Source organism: Gudongella sp. DL1XJH-153 (assembly GCF_049310905.1).
In the GTDB taxonomy this organism is placed as follows: domain Bacteria; phylum Bacillota; class Clostridia; order Tissierellales; family Tissierellaceae; genus Gudongella.
Map to the genome: position 1 here is coordinate 1 of NZ_JBMEMN010000005.1, position 14,616 is coordinate 14,616.

13 protein-coding genes and 1 other annotated feature are annotated in these 14,616 nt (G+C 41.5%); of the genes, 11 read left to right on the plus strand and 2 right to left on the minus strand.

Going from position 1 to position 14,616, the window contains the following annotated elements:
- The first annotated feature begins 91 nt into the window (after nt 1-91).
- Nucleotides 92-327, plus strand: a binding site (T-box leader).
- A gap of 54 nt (nt 328-381) precedes the next feature.
- From ACOEN1_RS03630 to ACOEN1_RS03680, 11 genes are all read left to right on the plus strand, one after another.
- On the plus strand, nt 382-1,923 hold the full coding sequence (locus ACOEN1_RS03630) for a 2-isopropylmalate synthase (protein ID WP_422485067.1): 1,542 nt from the start codon (nt 382-384) through the stop codon (nt 1,921-1,923).
- A 14-nt stretch (nt 1,924-1,937) separates the two neighbouring features.
- Nucleotides 1,938-3,206, plus strand: coding sequence for a 3-isopropylmalate dehydratase large subunit (gene leuC, locus ACOEN1_RS03635; protein ID WP_422485068.1), 1,269 nt, complete (start codon nt 1,938-1,940; stop codon nt 3,204-3,206).
- Nucleotides 3,207-3,701, plus strand: a complete 495-nt coding sequence (locus ACOEN1_RS03640; RefSeq protein ID WP_422485069.1) for a 3-isopropylmalate dehydratase small subunit — start codon at nt 3,207-3,209, stop codon at nt 3,699-3,701.
- Between the two features lies 1 nt (nt 3,702).
- Nucleotides 3,703-4,788, plus strand: a complete 1,086-nt coding sequence (gene leuB / locus ACOEN1_RS03645; protein ID WP_422485070.1) for a 3-isopropylmalate dehydrogenase — start codon at nt 3,703-3,705, stop codon at nt 4,786-4,788.
- A gap of 426 nt (nt 4,789-5,214) precedes the next feature.
- Nucleotides 5,215-5,445 (plus strand): ACT domain-containing protein, encoded by a 231-nt coding sequence (locus ACOEN1_RS03650; RefSeq protein ID WP_422485071.1) that lies wholly within the window; start codon nt 5,215-5,217, stop codon nt 5,443-5,445.
- A 28-nt stretch (nt 5,446-5,473) separates the two neighbouring features.
- Entirely contained in the window at nt 5,474-6,466 is a 993-nt protein-coding gene (gene ilvC / locus ACOEN1_RS03655) for a ketol-acid reductoisomerase (RefSeq protein WP_422485145.1), read from the plus strand.
- Nucleotides 6,467-6,480: 14 nt separating this feature from the next.
- On the plus strand, nt 6,481-8,184 hold the full coding sequence (gene ilvB / locus ACOEN1_RS03660; protein WP_422485073.1) for a biosynthetic-type acetolactate synthase large subunit: 1,704 nt from the start codon (nt 6,481-6,483) through the stop codon (nt 8,182-8,184).
- Nucleotides 8,185-9,105 carry a branched-chain amino acid transaminase gene (locus tag ACOEN1_RS03665; protein ID WP_422485074.1) on the plus strand — a complete coding sequence of 307 codons (921 nt, stop codon included), beginning with the start codon at nt 8,185-8,187 and terminating at the stop codon, nt 9,103-9,105.
- A 172-nt stretch (nt 9,106-9,277) separates the two neighbouring features.
- The gene (locus ACOEN1_RS03670) at nt 9,278-10,504 is read left to right on the plus strand and encodes a DUF401 family protein (protein ID WP_422485075.1); all 1,227 of its coding nucleotides are present in this window, start codon (nt 9,278-9,280) and stop codon (nt 10,502-10,504) included.
- A gap of 15 nt (nt 10,505-10,519) precedes the next feature.
- Complete coding sequence (locus ACOEN1_RS03675) at nt 10,520-11,506, plus strand: 2-hydroxyacid dehydrogenase (RefSeq protein ID WP_422485076.1); 987 nt, start codon at nt 10,520-10,522, stop codon at nt 11,504-11,506.
- Nucleotides 11,507-11,509: 3 nt separating this feature from the next.
- Nucleotides 11,510-12,484: a 2-hydroxyacid dehydrogenase gene (locus tag ACOEN1_RS03680; RefSeq protein WP_422485077.1), complete on the plus strand. Its 975-nt coding sequence runs from the start codon at nt 11,510-11,512 to the stop codon at nt 12,482-12,484.
- 39 nt (nt 12,485-12,523) lie between these two features.
- On the opposite strand, the gene nhaC is transcribed toward ACOEN1_RS03680, so the two are convergent.
- Together nhaC and ACOEN1_RS03690 are read right to left on the minus strand one after the other, a co-directional pair.
- A complete protein-coding gene (nhaC, locus tag ACOEN1_RS03685) occupies nt 12,524-13,915 on the minus strand; it encodes a Na+/H+ antiporter NhaC (RefSeq protein WP_422485078.1) in 1,392 nt (463 codons plus the stop codon).
- Between the two features lie 156 nt (nt 13,916-14,071).
- A complete protein-coding gene (locus ACOEN1_RS03690) occupies nt 14,072-14,506 on the minus strand; it encodes a universal stress protein (RefSeq protein WP_422485079.1) in 435 nt (144 codons plus the stop codon).
- Nucleotides 14,507-14,616 lie beyond the last annotated feature (110 nt).

The following is a 14,616-nucleotide window of genomic DNA, read 5'->3' on the forward strand; positions in this document are numbered from 1 at the left end:
TTCAACATGGAAATATTCTAAATAATTCAAATTGTTAAAAAAAAGTGTTGACTTTTAAATCCACCTGAATATATAATAAGTTTCAATATTAATAAATGCTATGATGAAGAGAAAGATACCCATAGATTACTTTAAGAGAGCTGATGGTTGGTGTGAATCAGCAGTAACCTGGTATGAAATACTAGCTTCAAAGCAGCATGGCTGAAAGCAAGATGCAAATAGGCTGTGACGGTGCCACCGTTATATGGATACCGGATGATTGTCCGGGAAGAGGCAGCTTGCTGCGAACTAGGGTGGTAACACGGAGATTAGTCCTTCGTCCCTATAGAATAATATCTATAGGGACGGGGGACTTTTTATTTTTTTGCAAGGAGGGTTAAAATGACAAAAAGGATCAGGTTTTTTGATACAACACTAAGGGACGGGGAACAATCCCCTGGATGCAGCATGAACCACAGAGAGAAGCTTATGATGGCAAAGCAGCTTGAAAAGCTGGGTGTAGATGTAATTGAAGCTGGATTTGCAGCAGCATCTCCAGGGGATTTCAAATCTGTAAAGACCATAGCAGAAGGAATAACAAATTCCACAGTGGCGGTTCTTGCAAGAACCGTCAAAGGCGATATAGACAAGGCATGGGAGGCGGTAAAGGGAGCAAAAAAACCTAGAATTCACACATTTATAGCCACATCAGGGATACATATGGAATACAAGCTGAAAATGTCCCCGGAGGAAGTTGCTGACAGGGCAGAGGAAATGGTTGCCTATGCAAGGAGTCTATGTTCTGAGGTTGAGTTTTCTGCTGAAGATGCAACAAGGAGCAATACCGATTTTCTTTCGGAAATATTTGACAGGGTCATCCAGGCCGGGGCAAGCATCATAAATATACCAGATACTGTTGGATATACAACCCCTGATGAATTCTACGCTTTTATTACTGAGATTAAAAGTAAGTCGAAATATCTGAATGATGTTGAGATATCAGTTCACTGTCACAACGATCTGGGCCTGGGAGTTGCAAACAGCCTTGCGGCAATAAGGGCTGGCGCGACACAGATAGAGTGTACAGTCAATGGAATTGGAGAAAGAGCGGGAAATGCTGCCCTTGAGGAGCTGGCAATGATCCTTGCAGTACGGGGAGATACCTACGATGCCAGGAGTGGAATAGTCACCCAGGAGATTACCAAAACGAGCAATCTGTTAAGCAGTATAACAGGTGTTAATGTACAGCCTAACAAGGCAATCGTTGGAGCTAATGCATTTGCTCATGAGTCGGGTATTCATCAGCATGGGGTTTTAAGCAACAGAGAAACTTATGAAATTATGACACCTGAATCAGTAGGTCTTGGCAACAACAGTCTGGTTCTTGGAAAGCACTCTGGAAGACATGCATTCAGGGACAAGGTCGTTTCACTTGGATATGAAATAGATGATGAGCAGTTGAATATTGTCTTTGCTGAATTCAAGTCTCTTGCGGACAAGAAGAAGCAGATATTTGACAGAGATATTGAAATACTGCTGACAAAGGGAATAAAGGAAAGCAGGGATTACTACAAGCTGGAGAGATTTGTGATAAACAGTGGAAACACAATTACGACAACTGCATCTGTGGTACTGGATACCCCACAGAATAAAAAGGAAGGAATATCCTTTGCTCAAGGACCCGTAGATGCTGCATTCAAAGCAATTGAACAATGCATTGACAGAAAGATTTTTCTTGAAGATTATTCATTGCAATCAATAACAGAAGGTGCTGATGCCCTGGGCTATGCAGTTGTTAAGCTTAGATACAAGGACAGACATTTTGTTGGCAGGGATGCAAGCATAAATGTTGTGGAGGCCAGCATCAATGCCTATATAAATGCCATAAACAAGTTGATGAGAGAGGATGACAAGGAAGCGGAATCAGAGTCTATTGCAGTCTAGAAGGGGTGGTTAAGATGGGGATGACAATGACACAGAAGATAATGGCAGCACATGTTGGCAAAGAGAGTGTGACTGCCGGGGATTTTATAGAGGCAAATCTTGATATGGTACTTGGCAATGACATAACTGCACCACCTGCAATAAGTGAGTTTAAAAAAATGGGCGGAAGAAATGTCTTCCATAAGGACAAGGTAGCACTTGTGCCCGATCATTTTGCACCAAACAAGGACATCAAATCTGCCCAGCAGTGTAAGATCATGAGAGAATTTGCCTACGGACAGAATATAACCAATTACTTTGAAATAGGAGAAATGGGAATTGAGCATGCACTTTTGCCAGAGAAGGGAATAGTAGTTGCTGGAGATGTCATAATCGGCGCTGATTCACATACATGCACATATGGAGCGCTTGGCGCATTTTCAACGGGGGTGGGAAGCACTGATATGGCTGCAGGAATGGTTACCGGGAAAGCATGGTTCAAGGTACCTTCCGCAATTTCCTTTGTACTCTGCAACAAACCTCAGGAGTGGGTAACTGGAAAGGATATAATTCTTCACATTATTGGAATGATTGGAGTGGATGGTGCAAGATACAGGTCGATGGAGTATTCCGGCGAGGGAGTGGCGTATCTTTCCATGGATGACAGATTCACAATGGCAAACATGGCCATAGAAGCAGGAGCGAAGAATGGAATATTCCCCGTGGATCATTTGACTGAAGAGTATCTAAGGGAGCATGGAAAGAGGAAGTGGAGCTCATATACTCCAGATGAGGATGCAGATTATGACAAGATCATTGAAATTGATCTTTCTCAAATACGACCAACAGTCTCTTTTCCACATAGTCCAGACAATACATACAAAATTGATGACATACCAAAAATCTCAATTGACCAGGTTGTGATTGGATCCTGTACAAACGGTAGAATTGAAGACATGAGGATGGCTGCAAGAGTTCTAAAGGGTCGAAAGGTTGCCAAGGGAATTAGGACAATAATATTCCCTGCAACTCAAAGCATCTACCTTCAGGCAATCAAGGAAGGGCTGATCGAAATATTTATTGAATCGGGTGCCATTGTCAGTACTCCAACCTGCGGACCCTGTCTTGGGGGGCATATGGGCATACTGGCAGAGGGAGAAAAGGCCGTATCCACAACAAATAGAAACTTTGTTGGCAGGATGGGTCACCATACATCTGAGATATATCTTGCAAGTCCTGCTGTGGCAGCAGCATCAGCAGTAAGTGGATATATCGATACCCCTGAAAACCTGGAGGTGATATAGATGAACTCACATGGGAAAGTCATAAAATTTGGAGACAACATCGACACAGATCTTATTATTGCTGCAAGATATCTTTCAACTGCAGACCCAAAGCAGCTTGCACACCATCTGATGGAGGACTTGGATCCAGAAATAAGCAAAAGAACCGAGCAGGGTGATATCTTTGTCGCCGGCAAGAACTTCGGATGTGGATCATCCAGGGAGCACGCTCCAATCGCAATAAAGGGAGCCGGCGTAAGTTGTGTCATTGCAGAGAACTTTGCCAGGATTTTTTACAGAAATGCCTTCAATATCGGCCTGCCAATAATTGAAAGCGCAGAAGCTTCAGAGGATATAAAAGATGGAGATGAAATAACAATAGACTATGAAACTGGTGAAATTGAGAATAATACCACTGGCAAAAGGTACAAGGGAGAAGCATATCCACCGTTTATCAGGAAAATAATCGAAAGTGGCGGACTTGTTGGATACGTAAAATCGGGAGGGGCAGAATAATATGACATACAAAGTAGCTGTTGCAAAGGGAGACGGTGTTGGTCCTGAGGTTGTTGATAGTGCAATGTCGGTTCTTGATAAGGTCTCAAGTGTTTTTGAATTTGAAATCGAATACAGAGAGGTCCTTGTTGGAGGAGCTGCCTATGACAGGATGGGAACTCCACTACCAAAAGAAACCCTGGATATGGTGAAAGACTCCGACAGTGTCTTGTTCGGGGCGGTAGGTGGGTCTAAATGGGATAATCTACCGCATGAATCCAGACCTGAAAAAGCCATATTGGGACTTAGAAAAACCCTGGATGCCTATTCCAACTTAAGACCTGGAATTCTTTATCCTCAGCTAAAGGATGCATCTCCTCTAAAAAATCACATAGTCGAAAAGGGTTTTGATATCTGTGTTGTAAGGGAGCTTGTCGGAGGGATATATTTTGGCAGGAAGAGAACATGGGAGGGGGAATCAGGAGAGATGGCCGAGGATGTTGAAGGGTATAGTCGGAGTGAAATCGAAAGGATTGCAAGAAAGGCATTCCAGTTGGCTCAGTTAAGACGCAGGAAAGTCACCAGTGTTGACAAGGCAAATGTGCTCCATACCTCCAGACTTTGGAGGAAGGTTGTGCAAGAGGTTCACGGGGAATATCCAGAGGTTGACCTTGAACATATGTATATAGACAATGCCTGCATGCAGGTTGTACGGGACCCATCCCAATTTGATGTGATACTTACGTCAAATATCTTCGGCGACATCCTTTCTGACGAAATAAGCATGCTGACAGGATCAATAGGATTGCTGCCATCTGCAAGCATGGGAGATGGCAAAAAAGGAATTTATGAGCCAATTCACGGTTCGGCACCTGACTTGGCTGGGAAGGATAGGGTCAATCCAATAGGGACAATACTTTCAGCTGGAATGATGTTGGAGCACTCATTTGGAGAAATTGAAGCTGCAAGGTCAATCGAATATGCAATAAAAAAAGTTTTTGAAGAAAAGTACCACACTGAAGACGTTTTCATGGAAGACGGAAAGTTGGTTGGAACAAAGGAAATCACAAGGCTTATAGCAATGAACATTGAAAAGGGTACCAATTGAAAATATTCTAAATAGTTCAAATTATTTAAAAAAAGGTGTTGACACTATAAATAATTAGATATAGAATAGGCTTAATTTAGTTTATACAAAGAGCAAAGACGGAGACAAAACTGTTGAGAGTCTGATAACAGAGAACTGATGGAAGGTGAGAGTCAGGATCAGAGGATGCAGCTATGATCACTCCGGAGCTGTCAAGGCGAAATGAAAAAAGTAGCCGAGACCGGGAGTCTTTCTATTGAAAGATGCGCCACCGTTACATGGCTATGGTTAAAAGCTTTGCTTTGGACCTGAAGAGTCAGTTTGCGTGAGCAAATTGTAAACCAGGGTGGTACCGCGAATGTTATCTCGTCCCTGAAATACGTATAAGTATTTCAGTGGCGAGATTTTTTTATGTAAACTTAAAACAAAGAAAGGGAGGAAATGAAAATGAATAAAACTTTGAATGCAATGGTAAAAAACGGACCGGAGACTTTAATGAGAATCACAGGGCTAGTGAGAAAAAGAGGGTGTGAACTTCAAGGTATTGTATATGAAGTTGGGCTTGAAGATGCTTTATCAAAGCTTACATTGACAGTTGGAGCTCCCAGTGAGGACCTGATGGATAATATGGTTCTCCAGATGAGACGATTCCAGGATGTTTACGAAGTTACTGAATAAATTACATAATAAGGGAGAGATGGATAATATGGCAAAGATGTTCTACGAAAATGACTGTGATTTAAACGTATTGAAAACAAGGAAGGTGGCTGTTGTAGGTTATGGAAGCCAGGGCCATGCACACGCATTGAATCTTAAGGAATCAGGAGTAAATGTAAGAGTTGGGCTTTACGAAGGAAGCAAGTCCTGGGCAAGAGCCGAAGAAGCCGGACTTGAAGTAATGACTTCCAGCGAGGCAGCAAAATGGGCCGATGTGATGATGCTTCTGGTAAACGATGAAAAACAGGTGGACCTGTATGAAAGCAGTTTGAAAGACAACCTTACACCTGGGATGTATCTGGCATTTGCCCATGGATTCAATATTCATTACGGACAAATTGTTCCACCAGAGGGCGTAAATGTATTTATGGTAGCGCCAAAAGGCCCAGGACATACTGTAAGAAGCCAGTTTCAGGAAGGAAAAGGTGTACCTTGCCTGGTGACCACCCATCAAGATCCAACAGGTGATACGATGGATGTTGCATTGGCATATGCAGCTGGAATTGGTGGAGCAAGAGCAGGCGTTCTCAAGACCACCTTCAAGGAAGAAACAGAAACAGACCTTTTCGGAGAGCAGGCCGTCCTTTGCGGAGGAGTAACGGAACTTATGAAAGCTGGATTTGAAGTATTGGTTGAAGCGGGATATGAGCCAGAAAGTGCATATTTTGAATGTCTCCATGAAATGAAGCTAATAATTGACCTGATCAATCAGGGTGGACTTAGCTATATGAGATACTCTGTAAGTGATACTGCTGAATACGGTGACTATTCTGTTGGTAAGAGAATCATCACTGAGGATACCAGAAATGAAATGAGAAAAGTTCTGGCTGAAGTCCAGGACGGAACCTTTGCCAAAAACTGGATTCTAGAAAACAAGGCAAATAGACCTTCATTCAATGCAAAGAGAAGACTGGAGCAGGAGCATCAAATGGAGGTTGTGGGAAGGGACTTGAGAAAGATGATGAGCTGGCTGAAAAAGTAGAGAATTAAATACATTTGACAAAGGTTAAGGGACAAGAATATATCGAGGTGAGACAAATGAGGTTGACAGGTGCAGACATAGTGATGGAATGCCTTCATAGGGAAGGCGTGGACACAATATTCGGATATCCCGGAGGTACTGTTATTCCACTTTATGATTCGTTGACAAGATACAGGACGAATTTCAAGCATGTACTTACAAGCCATGAACAAGGAGCATCCCATGGCGCTGACGGATATGCAAGATCAACGGGAAAGACTGGTGTTTGCATTGCAACATCTGGCCCCGGGGCAACAAATACGGTAACGGGAATAGCGACAGCATTTTCAGATTCCGTGCCAATGGTAATAGTAACAGGACAGGTTGCTTCGTCACTGCTGGGAAGGGATTCCTTTCAGGAGGTTGATATTACATCAATCACAATGACCATAACAAAGCATAACTTTCTTGTGAACTCAGTGGATGATATTGACAAGACCATGAGGGAAGCTTTCCGGATTGCCGGTTCAGGGAGAAAGGGACCTGTTCTTGTTGATATTCCCAAGGATATTCTTATGACTCAGGCTGATTATGAACCAAAACAAAAAGAAGAGGAACCGAAAGATGAGAGTAATGGTGGATTGGCTGATTTGGACAGACTTGTCCAGATGATAGACCAGTCAGAAAGACCGATTATTTATGCCGGAGGTGGCGTGATATCATCAGGTACCACTGCTGAATTGATTGGTTTTGCGGAGAAGGGTGACATTCCCGTAGTATCAAGTCTTATGGGTCTTGGGGGATTTCCCAGGGACCACAGATTATCACTTGGACTTGTTGGAATGCATGGATTTAAGGAAAACAATCTTGCAGTATGTCACAGTGACCTTATTATTGCCGTTGGATCAAGATTCAGCGACAGGGTAATTGGGAAAGTTGAAGAGTTCGGGCCAAAGGCCAAGATAATCCAGATTGATATTGATGCAGTTGAAATTGGTAAAAACAAGGCTGTTGATGGACACCTGAGAGGGCAAATGAAAAGAATTCTCCAGGTGCTTGAAGACAGTATTAATAAGACCAGTCGAAAGGATTGGATGCACTTTATACATAATAATAGGGAAGAGGATCACTATGAAGGTCAGTGGAGTGGAGTAGCTGCATTGAAGGCTGCAAACAGGAGCTTTCCTGATGCAATAGTTGCGACTGATGTAGGTCAACACCAGATGTGGACAGCTCAACACTGGATATTTAAAAAGCCAAGGACCTTTCTTTCATCGGGAGGACTGGGAACCATGGGATATGGTCTTGGAGCTGCCATTGGAGCACAGATTGCCAATCCAAAGGAGAGGGTAATTCTTGTAACCGGTGATGGAAGTTTCAGGATGAACTTCAACGAACTTGGGACAGTTGCAAAATATGACCTGCCAATTCTGATTCTATTGTTCAATAACAATTCTCTCGGAATGGTCAGACAGTGGCAGGGAATGTTCTTTGATAAAAGGTATTCAGAGACTGATCTTGGAAACGAAGTGGACTTCATCAAGCTGGCAGTTGCATTTGGAATTGAAGGTGAAAGAGTAAATAATGAGGATGAGCTTAAAGAGGCTCTTCAAAGGGTAGATGAGAAGAAGAGGGCATATATTATTGAATGCACATTTTCAAATAATCAGTGGGTGTATCCAATAGTTCCTGCAGGCAAGGCAATAAATGAGATGCTATATGAAGGAGGAGAAGTATAAATGACAGAGAGTTATGTATTTTTCAATGGAGAGATTGTGGAGGAAAAGGAAGTAAGCATTAGTATCAGATCCAAGGTGTTCAACTACGGCTTGGGGTGCTTTGAGGGAATAAGGGCATACTGGGATGAAGAAAATCAACAGCTGTACGGTTTCAGATTAATGGAACACTACGAAAGACTACTGGAATCTGCAAAGGCACTCTATATGGATATTCCATATACAGCTCAGGAGCTTTGCGATATCACTGTTGAGCTGTTGAAGAAAAATGAATTCAAGACTACTACATACATCAGGCCGGTAGTTTACAAGGGATCTGAGTCACTTACTCCCACTCTTTTTGACGATGACAACAGACTTCTAATGTATTGTCAGCCAATGGGCAACTATTCCGGAAAAACTGAATTGAGGGTTGCTGTTTCAAGCTGGAGAAGGATCACTGATACAATGATACCTCCAAGAACAAAATCTACAGGAGCATATTTGAATTCAGCACTGGCTTCACTTGAAGTTCTTCAGAACGGTTATGATGAGGCAATCTTCCTGACCAATGACGGAAAGGTATGCGAGGGACCGGGAGAAAACATATTTCTTGTCAAGAAGGGTAAATTGGTTACACCACCTCTTTCAGACGATATACTCGAAGGAATTACAAGGGATACTGTTATGAAACTTGCAGAAGAAGAGCTGGGTATGGAGGTCGTTGAAAGAAGCGTATCCAGAACAGAGCTCTACAATGCCCAGGAGGTGTTTTTCAGTGGTACTGCAATGGAGGTTACTGCTGTTGTTGAGGTTGACAACAGAAAGGTTGGAGATGGACATGAGGGACCTGTTTGCAAGAGGCTTAAGGATATGTTCTTTGGCATTACCACAGGTGGAAATGAAAAGTACAAGGATTATTTGACACCAGTTTATGACAAATAACAAATGAAGAGATTATTACTCCCCAAGTGGAAGACAGCTCCAATATGCTGCAATCCTCAAGGGGAGTTTTTATTTCATTAAAAGGACAAAAGTTAACTTTTTAACATATGGAAAAAGGGTTTACTTATATGATATTATTAGATTAACGAAATATATATAGAGGAGCGGAAATATGACACAATTACTTGTTACACTTGCATCATTCGGACTAATTCCATTACTTATCAGTAAAAGATTTAAGCTTAGTCACGCAATACTCGCAGTAACCCTATCCATCAGTATATTTTCCGGGCTTGGAATTACTATCCTGGGAGAAACTGCTCTTGGTGTTGTGCTGGACAAATATTCAAGAGATACGATCCTTACAGTTGCAATGATAGGGATTCTTGGGAATCTCCTTAAAAAATATGGAATTCTACAAAGAATAGTTGATTCCTTGCTTGGTTTGATCACAAGCAAAAAGCTGATTATGATGATAATTCCATCCATGATTGGAATTATGTCGGTCCCTGGAGGAGCGGTTCTGTCAGCTCCATTCATCAATAGTATAGGAGAAGAACTGGATATAATACCTGCCAGAAGAGCAGCAATAAACCTAATATACAGACATATTGCCATGTTCCTGTTTCCATTTGTTTCGGTGATGATGTTTGTGAAGGCTGCAATACCGGTGCTGAATATATATAAGGTTATTGCATTTGGCTTGCCATTTGTTGCAGGAACAGTGATTATCGGTTATATGCTGTTTATGAGAGGCAGGGGAAATGGAGAGAAGCGGGAAAGAGACGTTACCTTCAAGAAGATTCTTGAACTGGTGGTAATAACTTCACCCATATACATGTCGGTCGTTATAAATGTAATTACAGGATTGCCATTCTTTATTTCCATGGCTGGAAGTATTGTCATAGTATATTTTCTAAGTGACAAGAAGGATTTCCTTCACAGAGCGGTCAATTCAATTAATTACAATACAATAATTCTGGTAATGGCAATATTGATTCTTAAGGATATCATTCTTCAGATGGACGATATGCTTGAGCTGATCAACAATCTTCTTATGAGAAGTCAGGGAGAAATAAGGATTATGTTGATATTTACACTGGTATCCTTCTTTTTTGGCTATATAACAGGTTATCCTACATCTGCCCTGGCAGTAACATTGCCATTGCTTTCAATGATGGATCTTGGAAACAATGCACTTCACATATACACATTCTTCCTCTTGGCGGTTTCCTTTGTGGGATACTTCTATTCACCACTTCATCTGTGTCAGGCATTGACTTTGAATGAAATGAAAGTTACAACTGTTGAACTGTACAAGGAATATGGACCTTATTTTGCTTTACAGATACTACTCGTGTTTGCAACAACTTTAACATTAATGGCGATATTTGCTTAATGAAAGGATGATAATATGGATAAACCAAAGGTATTTATTGCAAATGAAATTCCCAGGGAAGCAGAAGAATATATTGGAGAACATTGTGATTATATAATGTGGGATTTCACAAAGAAGAAGACTTTTCAGGAGATAGTGCAACAAATAAAGGATGTGGATGGAATCCTTGAGGTAGGTATGAAAATTGACCATGAGCTATTAAAGCATGCACCAAAGCTTAAGGTTGCAAGTAATATATCCGTTGGATACAATAATTTCAATATTGAAGATATGAAGGAAATGGGTGTACTTGGTACAAACACTCCAGGTGTTTTGGACAATACTGTTGCCGATATTATCTTCGGTCTGATAATTTCTTCCGCAAGAAGAATCGTAGAGTCTGATGCAGACACTAAGGCTGGAAACTGGGAAAAAGGCCAGATGGACAAGTTTTTCGGAAAAGACGTCCATCATTCAACCCTTGGAATAATTGGCATGGGTAGAATCGGCGAAGCTGTTGCAAAGAGGGCTTTAGGCTTTGACATGGATATTATCTACTACAACAGGAACAGAAAACCACATGCAGAAGAGAAATTCAAGGCTGAGTATATGGAAATGGATAAGGTAATCCAAAATGCAGACTTTCTTGTAGTCATGACACCTCTTAATGATGAGACCCATCATCTGATAGGAGAAAGGGAGCTTCAGCTTATGAAAAAGGATGCTTTCCTTATTAATGCCTCAAGAGGCCCGGTGGTGGATGAAAAGGCCCTTATAAAAGCTTTGCAGGAAGAATGGATTGCAGGAGCTGGTCTTGATGTATACGAAAAGGAGCCTATTGACAAGAAAAACCCTCTTTTAAGCATGAAGAATGTTGTGACATTACCACATATCGGCTCAGGAACTAAAAAGACAAGAGATGAAATGGGAGTTGTTGCAGCCAAGGCACTCGTTGAGGTTCTTCAGACAGGTGACAGCGAATATATTGTTCCTGAATTAAGAAATGAAAAGAAGGAGGACTAAGGAATGCGAAAACCTAAAGTATTGATTGGATATCCAATTAAGGAGGAAATCCAGGACTATGTAAGGGAGCATTGCGATCTGGTCGAGATGGACTATTCAAAACCCATTACCTATGATGATATTTACGAGCTTATAGATGAGGTTGAAGGAGCGGTTGTTCTTATTACTCCGATTGATGAAAAGCTTCTTGACAAGGCAAAAAAGCTGAAGGTGGTAAGCAATATTACAGTGGGATACAACAATTTCAACATTGAAGCAATGAAGAAAGCTGGTGTGGTTGGAACCCATTCACCTGGAATCCTTGATGATACAGTTGCGGATTTTGTAATGGGGCTGTTGATCTCAACAGCCAGAAGGATTACAGAGCTTAATTCCTTTGTAAAAGAGGGTAATTGGAAGAAAATTGAGAACAACCACCTTATGGGAAATGATATATCCGGTACTAAAGTTGGAATTATTGGTATGGGAAGAATTGGAGAAGAGGTTGCCAGAAGGTGCAGTCTAGGATTTAAGATGGATGTTTCATATTACAACAGATCCAGAAAAGAAGAGGCAGAAAAGGAGTATGGAATTTCATACAAGCCGATGAAGGAACTACTTAAAGATAGTGACTTTGTGGTTCTCCTTACACCACTAACAGATGAGACCCATCATCTTATGGGGGATGAGGAATTCTCCATGATGAAAAAGAATGCAATTCTAGTTAATGCATCACGAGGTCCGGTGGTTGATGAAAAGGCTTTGATAAACGCTCTTCAAAAAGAATGGATTGCAGGGGCAGGACTTGATGTTTATGAGAAGGAGCCAATAGACCCTGATAATCCATTGCTCCAAATGGACAACGTTGTTCTTTCTCCTCATATTGCAGCGGGAACTCAACGGACATACGATGACCTGGCCTGGAATGCCGCCAAGTGTATGGTTAGGATTCTGGAAGGGAAGGAACCTGTGAATGTAATTCCTGAAATGAGAGGATAATTAAAAAAGCCCTGACATTTCAAATGTCAGGGCTTTTTACTACTCTACTTTTGGCTCTACTTTCTTGATGCTGAATCCTGTGAAACCGTAGATAATTGCTACTATCGGGTTAATCAGGTTCAGGAATGCGTAAGGTGCGTATGCAAGTGGTGATACTAGAAGTACACTTGCCATGTAAGCTCCACAGGTATTCCATGGGATTAGTGCTGAGGTAAGTGTACCTCCGTCCTCCAATGTTCTTGAAAGAAGTCTTGGCTCAAGTCCCATCTCATCGTAAGCATTTTTGTACATTCTACCAGGTATTACAATTGCAAGATACTGATCTGCTGCCAGAATATTTATTGCGATACTAGTAAGTATTGTTGCAGCTACAAGTGAACCGGTGTTGTGAGCAAGCTTCAGTATAGCTGCTGCTATTGCTCCAAGCATTCCAGTTCTCTCCATGATACCTCCGAAGGTCATGGCAAGAAGAATTAGTGATACAGTCCACATCATGCCGTCTAGTCCACCACGGTTAAGAAGATCATCTACCATAGCTACGCCACTGTCGATTTCAAATCCATAGTGTGCAGTGTTGATTATTTCTCCAAGACCTGAGCCTTGGAATACTGCTGCGAAAAGTCCACCTACTACCGTACCTGCCATAAGTCCTGGAAGTGCAGGAACCTTCATTACTACAAGTGCGATTACTATAATCGGCGGAAGCAATAGAACTGGTGATATGTAGAAGTTAGCTGCGATTCCATCAAGTATTACGTTGATGTTTGATGTATCAAGCTGACTTCCCGCATATCTAGCTCCGATTATTCCATAAAGAATTAGAGCTATTGTAAAGCTGGGAATAGTTGTCCAAAACATGTACTTGATATGCTCGAACAGTGTTGAACCTGCCATTGCAGGAGCAAGGTTTGTAGTGTCTGATAGAGGTGATATCTTGTCTCCGAAATATGCTCCGGATACAACTGCACCTGCTACTATGGCTGCTGGCATTCCAAGTCCCTGACCTACTCCCATAAGAGCGATACCTACTGTACCTGCTGTTGTCCAGGAACTACCTGTTGCCAATGAAACTATGGCACAGATTACAGCTGTTGCAATAAGGAATATTCCAGGAGAAAGAATCTGTAGACCGTAATAGATCATTGCCGGTACAGTTCCACTAAGAATCCATGATCCAACTACAGTACCGATAATCATAAGTATCAGTATGGCCTGCATTGCCATCTGGATAGTCTCAATTGCTCCTTTCTCAATTTCGCCCCAGGTAAAACCAAGGCTTACTATTCCTACTAATGCTGCAACAATAATTGCTATTAGTATCGGGATGTGTGCATCGGTACCGAGATAGACGATACCACTAAACAAAGATACTATTAGGACTAAGATAGGTATTAATGCATGACCGATTGTTGCTTGCTTCTTTGCTTTCATATAAACCCCCCTAAAAATTAATATCTGAACACGTTTTCACACCCTTTGTGAAAAACCTACAGATTTATTATAGATTACACTATTTTAGTATAAATTTCAATCATTTTCTGATTATTCAGATGAAACAAAAAAGGGTATTCAAAGAAAACAACTAGATTACTCGCCCCTGATGCCGCAGTCCTTTACAACCATTACGGTTGATTTTGAATGCTGTATGACTTTGTGAGAAACGCTGCCAAGAATAGTCCTTGAAAAAACTCCAAGTCCCCTGCTGCCCATTACTATTAGGTCATAATTTCCTTCTTCAGCGGTATCGATTATTTCTTCAGCTACATCCCCAGTTTTATAAATTGTCTCAATCTCACCAGGGTAACCCTTGAAGTCCTCCTCTGCACTTGCAAGGAGTTGCTTGCTAAGGTCTATCCCATCCCTAACAGCATCAAACTTAAAATCCATATCAAGGTATCGGATGCTGTCAATAATCGTAAGTATTGTTATGTGGGAATTAAAAGCCTCACCAAGCTCTCTTGCCTTAAGCAGAGCTTTTTTTGAGCAATCGGATCCGTCAATTGGTACAAGAATTTGTTTCATTGTCACACCTCCAAAAAAATTTGATATTCCATGAATATATACCCCAATAATATACAAATCAATGTCTAAATGTTGCAAATAATTGGTTTTCAAACAAAAGTCAATCTCTG

Excerpts from the sequence above, each read along its gene's own strand:
- ACOEN1_RS03630 (WP_422485067.1), top strand. The coding sequence starts at position 382 with ATGACAAAAAGGATCAGGTTTTTTGATACAACACTAAGGGACGGGGAA.
- leuC (WP_422485068.1), top strand. The coding sequence starts at position 1,938 with ATGGGGATGACAATGACACAGAAGATAATGGCAGCACATGTTGGCAAA.
- ACOEN1_RS03640 (WP_422485069.1), top strand. The coding sequence starts at position 3,207 with ATGAACTCACATGGGAAAGTCATAAAATTTGGAGACAACATCGACACA.
- leuB (WP_422485070.1), top strand. The coding sequence starts at position 3,703 with ATGACATACAAAGTAGCTGTTGCAAAGGGAGACGGTGTTGGTCCTGAG.
- ACOEN1_RS03650 (WP_422485071.1), top strand. The coding sequence starts at position 5,215 with ATGAATAAAACTTTGAATGCAATGGTAAAAAACGGACCGGAGACTTTA.
- ilvC (WP_422485145.1), top strand. The coding sequence starts at position 5,474 with ATGGCAAAGATGTTCTACGAAAATGACTGTGATTTAAACGTATTGAAA.
- ACOEN1_RS03665 (WP_422485074.1), top strand. The coding sequence starts at position 8,185 with ATGACAGAGAGTTATGTATTTTTCAATGGAGAGATTGTGGAGGAAAAG.
- ACOEN1_RS03670 (WP_422485075.1), top strand. The coding sequence starts at position 9,278 with ATGACACAATTACTTGTTACACTTGCATCATTCGGACTAATTCCATTA.
- ACOEN1_RS03675 (WP_422485076.1), top strand. The coding sequence starts at position 10,520 with ATGGATAAACCAAAGGTATTTATTGCAAATGAAATTCCCAGGGAAGCA.
- ACOEN1_RS03680 (WP_422485077.1), top strand. The coding sequence starts at position 11,510 with ATGCGAAAACCTAAAGTATTGATTGGATATCCAATTAAGGAGGAAATC.
- nhaC (WP_422485078.1), bottom strand. The coding sequence starts at position 13,915 with ATGAAAGCAAAGAAGCAAGCAACAATCGGTCATGCATTAATACCTATC.
- ACOEN1_RS03690 (WP_422485079.1), bottom strand. The coding sequence starts at position 14,506 with ATGAAACAAATTCTTGTACCAATTGACGGATCCGATTGCTCAAAAAAA.